Raw genomic sequence first — 12,609 nt, forward strand, 5'->3', positions numbered from 1 at the left:
TCGATGGTCACGTGCGGCGGCCGGGTCGCGGCGCCGATGATGGCGGCGATCGGTGGGGAACTCACGCGGATGCCTTCCTGTTCGAGTGGTGGGCCGGAGGTTTCGGGGACCAGGTCGAAACCGTCCGGTTCGATCCTGTCGAGGAGCCGGACCTGCGAACAGCGTCACGATCAGCGTGATTCTGAAGAACTGTGTCGTCGGTGAGGGTTGTGTGCTGTCGGTGAGATTCCGTCGTCCGGCCTTTGTCACCGCCGTACCGCGGGTACGGTGGAGATCGAGGAGGCCGATTCCGAGTAAAAATCGCATCGGTTGGGGATGGAATGACCACTCGCAGAACGATTTTGCGCGCCGGTGCGCTGCTTCCGGTGATCGCGGCCTGTGCGCCGTTCGGGAATGCCGGGCGGGCGGACACGGTGAAGATAGCGGTGCCCTGGGGCGGCACCGAACTCGGGGCGTTCCGGGCCATCCTCGCGAATCTGCGCGAATCGCACCAATTCCCGCACGACACCGCCGTCATGACGCTGGGCGACGATGTGGGCACCGTATTCGCGGCCGGGCGATTCGCACCCGATATCGTCGTACTGCCGCAAATCGGCCAGATATCGCGGCTGGCGCAGGACGGTCGCTTGTCCGCGCTGGACGAATCACTGTGGAGCGACGCCGACAACAAGCCGCGCTACGCCGATGGCTGGTGGCGGCTGCTCCACGTCGAGTCACAAGGAAATCGGCTCTACGGGCTGCCATTCAAAGCCACCTGCAAATCCCTGATCTGGTTCGATCGCACCCGATTCAACCGATTGAAGCTGCCATTCCCGGACCGCTGGCCACCGTGGCTGTGGCCCGCACTCATGACGCGGCTGGCCCAGAGCGGGGTGCGGCCCCTGGCGCTGGGTGGCGCGGACGGCTGGATGCTCACCGACTTCTTCGAGAACGTGCTGCTCGCCGAGTCCGCGGATGCCTATGGGAGCGTGGCGAATCCGAACGACTGGCGGCCCGAGGCGCGCCGCGCCGAACTCACCCGGGCACTGCGCACCCTCGCGGGCATCTGGGGATTCCCGAATGCCTTTCCCGGCAATATCGGCCGTGCGATGACCCAGCAGTTCCCCGACGCGGTGCGCGAGGTGTTCAGCAACGGTCACGCCGCCATGGTCGTGGCCCCCGATTTCGCCGAGCCGATCGTCCGCGGCTGCTTCGGCGACAATGACATCGGATTGAAGGAGACGGTCGGGATTTCCCTGTTCCCGAGCAACCTGCCACCCTTCGGGAAAAGCCCGGTCATCGGCGGCGGTGATGTCATGGTGCTGACCCGGTCGGCGAACGAGAATGCGCGGCAGCTGATCACGCTGCTCTCCCAGCGCGACATCGTGCGCGACTGGATTCGCGCGGGCGGCTTCATCGCCCCCGATTCGGGTATCACGCCGGGCTATTCGCCACTGCTGGACACGATGCTGGACCGATCCGGACCCAGGATTCGCGCCTGGAGCGAATTCGATCTGGCCGACCGGATCGGCTCCCGCGGCGGCGACAATCCGCTGTGGCGGGTGATCACCGCCTTTCTGACCGACCTCGACGATCCCGCGAAACGCGACACGGCGGCGGTCGAGAATGCCGTCGCGGCCATCTACGACCTGGAACGCGGCCGACATGGGTGAGACGAGCATGTATTCGGTGAATGCCAATGGGCTGCAACTGGAGTTGGCCACCCGGCGGTTGTCGGGTCCGCTGATTCCCGGTCGGCATCCGCATCTGCAAGTCGTGCTCACCAACGTCTTCCGCGCCCCGGCCTTCGTGCTGATGGCGCTGCTGCTGGTCGCTCCCGCGCTGTACACCATCGAACTCGGTGCGCGAACGCACCCGGGGCTGGCGATCGGATGCGGACTGCAGTTGCTCGGCGGCGGCGGACTGCTGTTCCTCGATCGGCACCGGCCGACCGCCGGAACTCACGGCCTGCTCAGGGTATTGGCGCTCGCCGCGCGGGTCCTGGCGGGCCTGCTCGCGCTCGCCTGCCTGGCCATCGGCTCGATGCTGGTGTGGCAGGGCCTGCCGCCCGGCAGCCGCAGCGCCTATCTGCACACCGCGGGCTGGGTGGTGCTCGCGGTGGTGCTGGTCGGAGTGGCGCTGCTGCTGGCCTGGCCCAGCAGACACATTCCCTGGCTGTGGTGGCCGTTCATCATCCCGTTCGGGGTCTCGGGGTTCACCGCGGGCATCGCCTTCCGGCTGATCCTCGAAACCTCGACGGGCGGACGATATTTCGATCACGTGGCCACGGATCGGCACGCGTTCGAGGCGGTCCTGGTCGCGGCCTTCGCCTGGACCTGGCTCGGGCTGCTGATCGGGCTGTTCCGCGCGGCCATCCTGGCGATCGAGGCCGACCCGGTGCGCGCGGGGGAGCTCTACCACGGCAGCGGCCGATTCCTGCTGACCCGCTTGTGGAAACAGGTGCGTCCGGTCGCGTTCATCGCCTTCCTGGTGGTCGCGGTGGCCGCCGCCCGCGTCTTCGACGCCGTGCTGGGCGCGGTGCCCCGATCCCTGCAACACGACGTCGGGACCGCGACCGTGGAATGGTGGCGGCTCACCACCGCGTGCGAGGCCGGTTCGTGCGGGGAGGCGGCCGCCTACGCGCTGCCGCTGACCGCGGCACTGGTGCTCGCGGCGCTCTTCGCGCAGGACCGGATCAATGCCCGCCGCCCGAGCGGCCCGGGACCGAGCCGGCTCGTGCGTTTCCCGGCGGGGGAGAACACCCGCTGGTGGCGGCGACTGGTCGTGCTGCCCGCCGTGGCCGTGGTGCTGTTGCCGCTGGCGGAGCTCGTGTATGTCGCCGTGCGCGGGACGGCGGGCTCGGAAAGCGCCGGGGTGCGGAACATTCTGGCGGATCCGGCACTGCGCGACGCCCTGCTGACCACGGTCGAGGTCGCGATCCCGGCGACCTTGATCGCGGTGACCTTCGCGCTCCCGGTGGCCCACTGGCTGGCGGCCTCACGGATCCGAATGCTGGTGCCGGGCCTGGTGATCCTGACGGTCATGCCCGCCCAGATGTACCTCGGATCGCTGCAGCAGGCCATCGGTTCGTTCGGCTGGTTCGGCACCCTGGTGCCGCTGGTGTTCACCCATGCCGCGGCCGGTCTGCCGATCTCGATCCTGGTGCTGCGCGGGGCGCTGCTCGCGCCCGCCTACACCCCGGCCGCCGACGCCCTGTACGGATTGGCGTCTCTGCGCACCATTCTCGGTCGCACCCTGACCGTGGTCGGACCCGCGATCGGCGCGGTGGCGGTCCTCGAGTTCATCCAGGTGTGGAACGACTTCTTCCTCGGCCTGCTGATCAGCGGCACCGGCGGGAGCCCGTGGTCCCTGCTGCTGTGGGGCGACACCCGCCAATTCACCGTGAACTCCGCGCAACTCGCGGGCGGCGCGCTCGTCTCGGCCGCGGTGCCGCTGGCCCTGCTGCTGATCACCTGGCGGCGCTGGCTGGTGCCCGGACTGACCGGGGGAGCCAGAATATGACGGCGGAGAACACCGCGAACCACACCGAGTCGACCGAGCTGGCGCGTGAGAGCCGCTCGCTCATGGCCACACCGAAATCGACGGTGTGGCAGATCCTTCTGGGCGCGCCCGCGACCCTGGGCCTCGGGTTGGTCGGCGTGCTGGGGACCAATCTGCTGACCGATTCGTTCAAGGCCAACCCGGTCGTGCAGCTGACGACGGTCGTGGTCGGATGGATCGCCTTGGTGCTCTTCGTGATCGGCCTGGTGCTCCGCTCGTATCGGTTCGTCCGCGCGCATGTCGAGTTGCCCAGCGCGGCGTCGCCGGAGTCACCGGAGCTGCCGAAGCCCGGCGGGCCATGGGCGGCGGCGCCCGAACCCGACCACCGGAGCGGGTTGCGCGACGTGTGGGCCGCGGCCGTCCTTCGCGACCTGCCGATGCGCACCTTCGAGCTGCCGGTGCTGCTCGATGTCCTGGCGGCGAGCGCGGCGGCCCGCATGCCGATCTCCCTCACCCCGGCCGACGAGGACATGCCTGCCGCGCCGAGGATTGTCGATCAGCTGGTGGGCGTCGGTGTGCTGGAGCTGTCCATCCCGGGTCGGTATCGAGTCGCCGCCGTGCCTCCGGAATCCGAAACTCCCCGCACCACGGGCACTCCCGAATGGCGTGCCGCGCTCGCCATGCTGCTGCGCCGCCACGCCGAACAGTCCGCCCGGTGGGCGCGAGCGCTGGATGTGCCGTCCACCGCGGCCACCGCGCGCCTGTGGTTCCAGGACGAGGAACCCCGCCTCGGCGCGCTGCTGGCGAGATGCGCGGAAATGCCCGGCCTGGAACAGGTCCGGGCCGTCGTACCCGACCTCGCCGCCATCGCCGACGCCCTGGACACGTGGTATGCCCGCACCGGCAAACCCGAGGACTATCGGGGACGCGGTCTCGCGGGTGAGCCGGTCACTGCCACGGGCCCGGCGGCGGCCATGATCACCATCGCCGAGACCACCGGCTCGGGCCTGGCCGGGACGCTGGCCGACATCCGGCAGAACGCCCCGGAGCGCGAACCGCTGCGCTACAGCCCGCGCACACTCTCACGCAGCCTGCGCGCCCGCGCCCTGCACCGGCGGGCGCTGAAGACCCTGGGCCCCGGCCAGACTCAGCTGGCGGACGCGGTCAATCTGCTCGAACAGGCGTGGTGGCTGCTGCCCCGCGAGGACGTCGCGGGAGAGGTCAGCGCCTTGGTGAACATGGCCATCGTGCACCTGCTGCAAGGCCGCTACACCGCGGCCCGGGATCGGCTGGAACTGGCGGAATCCATGGCCACCGGCAGCGACCCCGGCGGTCTGGCCCACGTCCACGAGATCGCGGGGGCGCTCGACTGGGCCTCGGGAGACCAGCCGCGCGCGATCTGGCGCTGGCAGACCGCGCTCGCCGAATGGCGTGCTCTGGCCGACGAACTCGGCACCGGCCGCTGCCTGCAACACCTCGGATCGGCCGTGGTCACCGAGCCCGGACTGGGTATCGCGCTGCTCGAATCGGAGGATCCGGCCACCGATTTCGACCTGCTGTTGCTGGCGGCAGGGTGGCTGGTCGAGGCGAAGCGGCTGAATCCGGGCCTGAATTACGTCGGGTCCCGCGCCGGGGAGCTGTTCGCGAAACTGAACGACGCGGCACCGCCGGGCACGAGGGTGCACGCGCTGCCCGGTCTTCAACGCTGGCCGCGTGCACCGCGGGATCAGCCGACCGGATCCACCTGAACCGGCAGCTCGACCGGTTGGGCCTGACGGCTGCGCCGCCACGCGGTACCCAGCGACACCGCCGCGGTGGTGAGCATGCCCATCACCACCAGGACCGCGACCAGCAGGGGAAATCCCCAGCTGTCCCGCCCGCCGCCCCGGTACCAGATCGCGATCGCGGCAACGACCGGACCGCTGGTGAGAAGCGCCGGCAAGAGCGAAAGAAAACCGATGGCCACGAGAATGTGAGTGGGCGGCGGCTGTCTGATCAATTCCAGCCAGGCGTTGAGATTCCTGTGGTCACCCGCTCGTGAAGCTGATTCGCTCAAGGCTTTCACACCTCCGGTGGTTGAATACGCGCTCCTACCTGTTCGATCGACCAGAAGATTAGAACACTAGATATTTCAAATCGGGGACATTTACCAAAAGGTGATGTCACCGCGCGTCGGATGCCGCCTCGACCTGGTCGACCGCCATCCGCGCGTCCACCGCCAGCCCGATCACGCCCACCGCCAAACAGGCTGCCGTAACGATCCATTGGGCCGCGGAAGTGCGATTGGTCAGCGCGTCGCCGAGCAGCACCGTGCCCACTGTGCCGGGAATGATGCCGATGAAAGTGGCGATCGAATACGGCATGAACCGAATGGAAGACAATGCCGCGCAATAATTCACGATCGAAAAAGGCGCGAACGCGATCAGCCGCAGCGAGCCGATGGACAGCCATCCGCGTCGCGCGAGGCGGGCGTCCACCGCCTGCACGGTGGGATGGGTCAGTCGTGCCCGCACCCGCTCGTGATCCAGTCGCCGCACCAGCCACAGCGCCAGGACCGCACTCACGGTCGTGGCCGTGATCGCCAGCGTCAGACCCTCCGCCGAACCGAACAGCATGCCCGCGCTGAGCGTGAAAATCGTGCGCGGGAACGGCGCGACGCAGACCAGCGCGTGCACCGCGAAGAACACCACCGGGAGCATCGGCCCTACCGAGTCCGCCCACTGCCGAATCTGCTGGGGTGCCGGGTGCGGCGCGAAGGCTGCGAGCGCGAACAGCAGCCCGCAAGCGATCAGCAGGAGCAGGTTTCGCGGTTGGCGAAGGCGGTTGAGCAGCGCGGACACTCGCTCTCGCGGTTCGCGCACGGTTGTTGGCACCGCGCCAGGTTACCCGCTGGTAGTGAGACTCCGGCGGCGGTTATCGAAAGGGTGCCGCTAGCATCAGGGGAAAGACCATGAATGCTCGTTAACCAAAGTGGTCGTTGAGCTGGGGGAATCCCGGTAAAAACGGCTACTCGGTCAGGGAGTGGAAGAAGGAAACAGCAGCTATGCCGATTGCTTCCGACTCGGGTACCGAACCGGTGCCCGAGTTTGCCGCCTGGCGCAAGGGTGTCGCCGGGGTGCTGGCCAAGGCCCGCAGGGTGGATGCGAGCGAACTGCCGGATGAGCCGGAGAAGCTGCTCGCGGTCACGACCTACGACGGCCTGACCGTCAACCCGCTCTACACGCGCCGTGACGAACTGCCCGAGCAGCCGCTGCCCGGGCAGTTCCCCTACGTGCGGGGCGGAGACGCCACCCGCGACGTGCACCGTGGCTGGTTCGTCAGCCAGCGCTTCGGCGGACCCGACGCCAAGGCGGTCAACGAGGACATTCTCTTCGCGCTGGAGAACGGTGTGAGTGCCGTGTGGCTGGGCGTGGCCGAGCGCGGCGTTCCCGTCGAAGGCATCGCCACCGCGCTGAAGGGTCTGCTGTTCGAGCTGGCCCCGCTCACCCTGGACGCGGGTCCGGCCGCCAACGAGGCTGCCGCCCAGGTGTTCTCGGTGCTCGACGGCTACGAGGCCCCCAACCGCAAGGACATTCGGGTCTCCCTGGGCGCGACCCCGCTCACGAGCCTGTTCGCCGGTTCCTCGGCCATCGACCTGGACGGTGCGGTCGCGCTGGCCCAGCAGGCGGTGGCCCGGACCGAGACCGTGCGTGCCATCACCGTGTGCGGCATCGCCTTCCACAACTCCGGCGCCTCCGACGCCCAGGAGCTGGGCGCGGCCGTCGCGGCGGGCCTGGAATACCTGCGCTCGCTCACCGACGCCGGCGCCGATATCGCGGATGCGCTGGGCCAGTTGGAGTTCCGCTTCGCGGCCACCGACGACCAGTTCGAGACCATCGCCAAGTTCCGTGCCGCCCGCAAGCTCTGGGCGCGCGTGGCGCAGGTGTGCGGCGCTCCCGCCTTCGGCAATGCCCCGCAGCAGGCCATGACCTCCGCGGCCATGATGAGCCAGCGGGATCCGTGGGTGAACATGCTGCGCACCACCCTGGCCGCGTTCGGCGCGGGCGTCGGCGGCGCGGACATCGTGACGGTGCTCCCGTTCGACGAATCCCTGCCCGCCGGGGAGCTCGAGGTCTCGAAGGCGTTCTCCGAGCGCATGGCTCGCAACACCCAGCTGCTGCTGCTCGAGGAATCCCACCTCGGCCACGTGCAGGACCCGGCCGCCGGTTCCTGGTACGTGGACGCGCTCACCGAGGAGCTCGCCGCCAAGGCGTGGGAGTTCATGCAGGAGATCGAGGCCGCGGGCGGCTACCTGGCCGCGCTGCAGGCGGGCCTGCTCGCCGAGCGCATCGCCGCCACCAAGGCGAAGCGCGATTCCGATGTGGCGCACCGCAAGACGGCGGTCACCGGCGTCAACGAGTTCCCGAACCTGGGCGAGAAGCCGCTGTCGGAGGAGGCTCGCGCCAAGAACGGCACCGCCCGCTACGGCGCTGCCTTCGAGGCGCTGCGCAACCGCTCCGACGCATACCTGGCCGTCAACGGGGTACGTCCCCGGGTGCGCCTGGTTCCGCTGGGTCCGGTGTCGGAGAACAATGTCCGTGTCACCTTCACCACCAACCTGCTGGCCTCCGGCGGCATCGAGGCGGTCACCGAGACCGGCCCGTCGATCGCCGTGCTGTGTGGCTCCGACACCCGCTACGGCACCGATGCCGCCGCGGCCGTGGCGGAACTGCGGGCGGGCGGGGTGACCACCGTGCTGCTGGCCGGACCGGAGAAGGCGGTCGCTGAGCTTTCCGGGGCGGATCGCCCGGATGGCTTCGTGACCGCGCGCATGGACGCGGTGGCGGCTCTGACCGGCCTGCTCGAAAAGCTGGGAGCCCCCGCATGAACGGTCAGGCCCGGAGGCGCCGCTCCACCACCCAGCGCTTGCGCAGCGTAACCACGCAGGGCCCCGGTCGTGCGGAGAGGACACAGCAATGAGCGATATCAAGCACCGGATCGGCAATTTCGCCGAAGTCCCGCTGATCGAGGGCGACACCGCCCCCGCCGCGGTCGACGCCGCCCAGGTCGACGCGTTCGTCGCCGAGGCCGCGACCGCCAATCACTATGCACCCGAACAGCTCACCTGGTCGACGCCGGAAGGCATCGAGGTGCCGCCGGTGTTCACCAAGGCCGACCGGGACGCCATCGTGGCCGAGGGCTACCCGCTCGACAGCGTGCCGGGTATCTCCCCGTTCGTGCGCGGGCCCTACCCGACCATGTACGTGAACCAGCCGTGGACGATCCGCCAGTACGCGGGCTTCTCCACCGCCGCCGACTCCAACGCCTTCTACCGCCGCAACCTGCAGGCGGGCCAGAAGGGCCTGTCGGTCGCCTTCGACCTGGCCACCCACCGCGGCTACGACTCCGATCACCCGCGCGTGACCGGTGACGTCGGCATGGCCGGTGTCGCCATCGACTCCATCCTGGATATGCGGGAGCTGTTCGATCACATTCCGCTGGACCAGGTTTCGGTGTCGATGACCATGAACGGCGCGGTGCTGCCCATCCTGGCCCTCTACGTCGTCGCCGCCGAGGAGCAGGGCGTCAAGCCCGAGCAGCTGGCCGGAACCATTCAGAACGACATTCTGAAGGAGTTCATGGTCCGCAACACCTACATCTACCCGCCCAAGCCCTCGATGCGGATCATCTCCGACATCTTCGCCTACACCTCCGCGAAGATGCCGAAGTTCAACTCGATCTCCATCTCCGGCTACCACATTCAGGAGGCCGGAGCCACGGCCGACCTGGAGCTGGCCTACACCCTCGCCGACGGCGTGGAGTACATCAAGGCCGGTCTGGACGCGGGCATGGAGGTCGACAAGTTCGCGCCGCGGCTGTCGTTCTTCTGGGCCATCGGCATGAACTTCTTCATGGAGGTCGCGAAACTCCGTGCGGGCCGCCTGCTCTGGAACGAGCTGGTCGCCAAGTTCGAGCCCAAGAACTCGAAGTCGCTCGCGCTGCGCACCCACTCGCAGACCTCGGGCTGGTCGCTGACCGCGCAGGACGTGTTCAACAATGTCGCGCGCACCTGCGTGGAGGCCATGGCCGCCACCCAGGGCCACACCCAGTCGCTGCACACGAATGCGTTGGACGAGGCGCTGGCCCTGCCGACGGACTTCTCCGCTCGCATCGCGCGTAACACCCAGCTGCTGATCCAGCAGGAGTCCAACACCACCCGTCCGGCCGACCCGTGGGGCGGCTCGTACTACGTGGAATGGCTGACCCACCAGCTGGCCGAGCGCGCCCGCGCCCACATCGCCGAGATCGAAGCGCACGGCGGTATGGCGCAAGCGATTTCGGAGGGCATCCCGAAGCTGCGCATCGAAGAGGCCGCGGCCCGCACCCAGGCCCGCATCGACACCGGCCAGCAGCCGGTGATCGGCGTGAACAAGTACCAGGTCGAGGAAGACACCCCGATCGAGGTCCTCAAGGTCGAGAACTCGCGGGTGCGCGCCGAGCAGAACGCCAAGCTGGAAAAGCTTCGCGCCGAACGCGATTCGGCCGAGGTCGAGAAGGCGTTGGCCGAACTGACCCGGGCCGCGGCCTCTTCGGAGGGCGGCATGGACAACAACCTGCTGGCGCTGGCAATCAACGCCGCCCGCGCCAAGGCGACCGTCGGCGAGATCTCCGACGCCCTGGAAAAGGTCTACGGCCGCCACCAGGCCGAAATCCGCACGCTCTCCGGCGTTTACCGTGAGGAGGCCGGCAAGGTGACCAACATCAGCAAGGCCATCGAGTTGGTCGAGGCGTTCGCCGAGGCCGAGGGCCGCCGCCCGCGCATCCTGATCGCCAAAATGGGTCAGGACGGCCACGACCGCGGCCAGAAGGTGATCGCCACCGCCTTCGCCGACCTCGGCATGGACGTGGATGTGGGCCCGCTGTTCCAGACCCCCGAAGAGGTGGCCCAGCAGGCGGCCGACAACGACGTGCACGTCGTCGGCGTCTCCTCGCTGGCCGCGGGCCACCTCACGCTGGTGCCCGCCCTGCGGCAGGCACTGGCCGATGTCGGCCGCCCCGACATCATGGTCACCGTCGGCGGCGTCATCCCGCCCGGCGACTACGACGAGCTGTACGAGGCGGGCGCGGCGGGCATCTTCGGCCCCGGCACCATCATCGCCGACGCCGCGATCGACCTGATCCAGAAGCTGGCCGCGCAGCTGGGCCACGAGATCGGCACCGGCGCAACGGAATGAGCGACGCCGCACGCGCGACCGAGGGTGGAGAGATCCACCCTCGGCTCGGCACCACCGCCGGGGTCGGCCGGTCCGGCCCCGGCACTCCGGCAGCCGCTCCGGCGGCGCGCCGGGTGATCGACGTCGACCAACTGGCCGCGCAGGTGCGGGCGGGGGAGCGGGCCGGGCTGGCCCGCGCCATCACCCTCGTCGAATCCACCCGCGCGGACCACCGGGACCTGGCGCAGCAGCTGCTGCTGAAGCTGACCCCCGAAACCGGCAAGGTGGTGTCCAATCGGGTTGGCATCACCGGTGTTCCGGGCGTCGGCAAGTCGACCTTCATCGACGCACTCGGCATGTATCTGATCGGTCAGGGCCACCGGGTGGCGGTGCTCGCCGTGGACCCGTCCTCGACGCGCACCGGCGGCTCGATCCTGGGCGACAAGACCCGTATGGCCCGGCTGTCGGTGGAGCGTGACGCCTTCATCCGCCCGTCCCCGACAGCGGGAACCCTCGGCGGCGTGGCGAAGGCGACCCGCGAAACCATCGTGCTGCTGGAAGCGGCAGGCTACGACGTGATCCTGGTGGAGACGGTCGGTGTCGGACAGTCCGAAGTGACCGTGGCCAACATGGTCGACGTCTTCTGCTTCCTGACCCTCGCCCGAACCGGCGACCAGTTGCAGGGCATCAAGAAGGGCGTCCTGGAACTGGCCGATCTGGTGGCCGTCAACAAGGCCGACGGCCGGCACGAGCTGGAGGCGAAGGCCGCCGCCCGCGAACTCCAGGGCGCGATGCGTTTGATCCACCCGCGCGAATCGCTCTGGCGGCCACCGGTTCTCACCATGTCCGGCCTGAACGGCGTCGGCCTCGACACGTTCTGGGACACGGTCCTCACCCACCGCCGGGTTCTCACCGAGGCGGGGGAGTTCGCCGAGAAGCGCCGCCGCCAGCAGGTCGACTGGACCTGGACCATGGTGCACGACAACCTGCTCCGCCGACTCACCGACAATCCCAACGTGAAGGCCCTGCGCGGCCAGATCGAGAAGCAGGTGCGCGACGGCTCCGTGACCCCGGCCCTCGCGGCCGAGGAAATCCTACGGGCCTTCGACCACCGGGACTGACACCGATGACTGTGCAGATCCGACCCGGCACCGAATCCGACGCGGAGGCGGTCGCCATGCTGCACACCGCCAGCTGGCGCACCGCCTACGCGCACATCATGCCGGGTTGGTACCTCAACGGATCCCTGGCCGACGACCACCGAAACCTGTGGCGCACCCGCCTCGCCGCCGAGGTCCCGGCGGGCAGCCTGTTCATCGCCGAATCCGACGGTGAAATGCGCGGCTTCGTCTATTTGGCAGCTCAACCGGACGGTCGGGTTCTGATCGACAACCTGCACGTCCAGCCGGACCACAAAGGCGGCGGGATCGGCGGGCAGCTGCTGCATTTCGGATTCGAGTGGGCGGGAGCCGAATACCCCGGTCATTCCGTGTACCTGGAAGTGCTGCAAGACAATACGGCGGCGATCGGGTTCTACAAGCGGCACGGCGGCCAGCCGGGCGAGGCTCGAATCGCACACTTCTCAGCGGGATTCGATGTCTACGATCTGGAAATCACCTGGTCACAGCCGTGAAGTGGCGGCGGCTGCAAGACCAAGAGATAAAAGACAAAAGACGCCTAGAGGAGGGAGAGGGGCTGGCCGGGTTGGGAGCCTCGGCTCGGTTCCAGCCCCCTCGAGGCTCGAACCGCGTTGACCTCCCGGGGCGGATGCCCGAGTTGCCCGGTTCCAGCCCCACCCGTGCGTCGAGTGGCAAATTTTTCCGGACTAACCAGACATAACCCCTCGATAATGCGCCACTCGATGCCCGGGAGGGCGTTTTGGGTCTTTTGTTGTTGAGTCTTTTGTCTTGAGAAGGTGATGCGTGCAGTCCGTGGG

Annotated in this window: 9 protein-coding genes; 7 read left to right on the forward strand and 2 right to left on the reverse strand. The window is 68.5% G+C overall.

Translation table 11 applies throughout. The features are described from left to right. The first annotated feature begins 320 nt into the window (after positions 1–320). Genes GPX89_RS14455 through GPX89_RS14465 form a run of 3 tightly spaced genes read left to right on the forward strand, consistent with a single transcriptional unit; the run spans position 321 to position 5,228 of the window. Positions 321–1,652 (forward strand): ABC transporter substrate-binding protein, encoded by a 1,332-nt coding sequence (locus tag GPX89_RS14455; RefSeq protein WP_157387926.1) that lies wholly within the window; start codon positions 321–323, stop codon positions 1,650–1,652. Beyond that, a complete protein-coding gene (locus GPX89_RS14460) occupies positions 1,645–3,501 on the forward strand; it encodes an ABC transporter permease family protein (protein ID WP_157387927.1) in 1,857 nt (618 codons plus the stop codon). Before GPX89_RS14455 ends, GPX89_RS14460 begins: the two co-directional genes overlap by 8 nt. Next, the gene (locus tag GPX89_RS14465) at positions 3,498–5,228 is read left to right on the forward strand and encodes a hypothetical protein (protein WP_157387928.1); all 1,731 of its coding nucleotides are present in this window, start codon (positions 3,498–3,500) and stop codon (positions 5,226–5,228) included. Before GPX89_RS14460 ends, GPX89_RS14465 begins: the two co-directional genes overlap by 4 nt. On the opposite strand, the gene GPX89_RS14470 is transcribed toward GPX89_RS14465, so the two are convergent. Together GPX89_RS14470 and GPX89_RS14475 are read right to left on the reverse strand one after the other, a co-directional pair. Next, positions 5,207–5,422, reverse strand: a complete 216-nt coding sequence (locus GPX89_RS14470) for a hypothetical protein (protein WP_157387929.1) — start codon at positions 5,420–5,422, stop codon at positions 5,207–5,209. The genes GPX89_RS14465 and GPX89_RS14470 overlap by 22 nt on opposite strands. A gap of 220 nt (positions 5,423–5,642) precedes the next feature. Next, positions 5,643–6,353: a TVP38/TMEM64 family protein gene (locus GPX89_RS14475; protein ID WP_328601817.1), complete on the reverse strand. Its 711-nt coding sequence runs from the start codon at positions 6,351–6,353 to the stop codon at positions 5,643–5,645. Positions 6,354–6,523: 170 nt separating this feature from the next. Between GPX89_RS14475 and GPX89_RS14480 the strand changes: the two genes are divergently transcribed. The 4 genes from GPX89_RS14480 to GPX89_RS14495 all read left to right on the forward strand — a co-directional run bounded on the left by GPX89_RS14480 (position 6,524) and on the right by GPX89_RS14495 (position 12,306). Further along, on the forward strand, positions 6,524–8,347 hold the full coding sequence (locus tag GPX89_RS14480) for a methylmalonyl-CoA mutase family protein (RefSeq protein WP_157387930.1): 1,824 nt from the start codon (positions 6,524–6,526) through the stop codon (positions 8,345–8,347). Between the two features lie 88 nt (positions 8,348–8,435). Beyond that, complete coding sequence (gene scpA / locus GPX89_RS14485) at positions 8,436–10,694, forward strand: methylmalonyl-CoA mutase (protein WP_157387931.1); 2,259 nt, start codon at positions 8,436–8,438, stop codon at positions 10,692–10,694. After that, entirely contained in the window at positions 10,691–11,794 is a 1,104-nt protein-coding gene (gene meaB, locus GPX89_RS14490; protein WP_157387932.1) for a methylmalonyl Co-A mutase-associated GTPase MeaB, read from the forward strand. Before scpA ends, meaB begins: the two co-directional genes overlap by 4 nt. Positions 11,795–11,799: 5 nt before the next feature. After that, positions 11,800–12,306 carry a GNAT family N-acetyltransferase gene (locus GPX89_RS14495; RefSeq protein WP_157387933.1) on the forward strand — a complete coding sequence of 169 codons (507 nt, stop codon included), beginning with the start codon at positions 11,800–11,802 and terminating at the stop codon, positions 12,304–12,306. Positions 12,307–12,609 lie beyond the last annotated feature (303 nt).

Origin of the sequence: Nocardia terrae (assembly GCF_009760405.1) — a bacterium.
Lineage (GTDB): Bacteria > Actinomycetota > Actinomycetes > Mycobacteriales > Mycobacteriaceae > Nocardia > Nocardia terrae.

What these genes read in the sequence shown, in the direction of transcription:
- GPX89_RS14455 (WP_157387926.1), top strand. Translation starts at nt 321, where the DNA reads ATGACCACTCGCAGAACGATTTTGCGCGCCGGTGCGCTGCTTCCGGTG.
- GPX89_RS14460 (WP_157387927.1), top strand. Translation starts at nt 1,645, where the DNA reads ATGGGTGAGACGAGCATGTATTCGGTGAATGCCAATGGGCTGCAACTG.
- GPX89_RS14465 (WP_157387928.1), top strand. Translation starts at nt 3,498, where the DNA reads ATGACGGCGGAGAACACCGCGAACCACACCGAGTCGACCGAGCTGGCG.
- GPX89_RS14480 (WP_157387930.1), top strand. Translation starts at nt 6,524, where the DNA reads ATGCCGATTGCTTCCGACTCGGGTACCGAACCGGTGCCCGAGTTTGCC.
- scpA (WP_157387931.1), top strand. Translation starts at nt 8,436, where the DNA reads ATGAGCGATATCAAGCACCGGATCGGCAATTTCGCCGAAGTCCCGCTG.
- meaB (WP_157387932.1), top strand. Translation starts at nt 10,691, where the DNA reads ATGAGCGACGCCGCACGCGCGACCGAGGGTGGAGAGATCCACCCTCGG.
- GPX89_RS14495 (WP_157387933.1), top strand. Translation starts at nt 11,800, where the DNA reads ATGACTGTGCAGATCCGACCCGGCACCGAATCCGACGCGGAGGCGGTC.